Here is a 946-nt window from a genome sequence, read left to right on the forward strand (position 1 = left end):
AAATCAAAAAACATCTTATAATAGTAGTTATGAAACTTACAAACGAAGAAACACAAAAAATTGAACAACTCCTAAGAGATTCATCGTACGCCAAATATCACAAACGTCTACAGATTATTTATTTTCGCTCAAAAGAAAAGAGTTATAAGGAAATCATGGATCTGCTAGATTGCAATAAAACAACTGTTTGGAGGAATTTGAAAAAATATAAGGAGTTTGGTTTAGAAGCGCTTCTTCAAGAGACCCGTGGTGGACGTCATAGAGAATATATGACTTACGAAGAAGAACAAGCATTTCTAAAACGTCATATAGAAGCTGCTCAGGCTGGGGAATTTGTAACTGTCAATCAGTTATTTGAAGCCTATCAAAAAGAGATTGGTCGCACTTCCACACGTGATGGTTTCTATTATCTCCTGAAACGACATGGTTGGCGAACGGTCACTCCTCGACCTGAGCATCCCAAGAAGGCAGACGCTCAGACAATTGAGACGTCTAAAAATAAAATCTACATTCGAGACCTTGAGTAAGCGCTTTAAAGAAGAGGGGACTTATAACAAAGTACGTTTGATGTACCAAGATGAAGCTGGTTTCGGAAGAATCAGTAAGATGAGTTCTTGTTGGGCTCCTCAAGGAATCCGACCTAGCATTCCTAGTCATTATATGCGAGAATATCGCTATTGTTATGGGGCAGTAGATGCTCAGACAGGAGATTCCTTTTTCCTCATTGCTGGAGGATGCAATACTGAGTGGATCAATGAATTTCTACGGCAAGTCTCACAAGCTTATCCAGATGACTATATTTTACTTGTCATGGATAATGCTATATGGCATAAATCAAGTACCTTAGAGATTCCAAGTAATATTGAGTTGGCTTTTATCCCACCTTATACACCAGAAATGAACCCTATTGAACAAGTCTGGAAAGAAATTCGAAAACGAGGTTTCA

Annotated in this window: 1 pseudogene; it reads left to right on the plus strand. The window is 38.3% G+C overall.

Annotated elements, in window-relative coordinates:
- Positions 1 to 29: 29 nt before the first annotated feature.
- Positions 30 to 946 (plus strand): annotated as a pseudogene (locus HT729_RS11380) (IS630 family transposase); the annotation flags it as partial.

Origin of the sequence: Streptococcus sp. 79 (assembly GCF_013277425.1) — a bacterium.
Lineage (GTDB): Bacteria > Bacillota > Bacilli > Lactobacillales > Streptococcaceae > Streptococcus > Streptococcus pseudopneumoniae.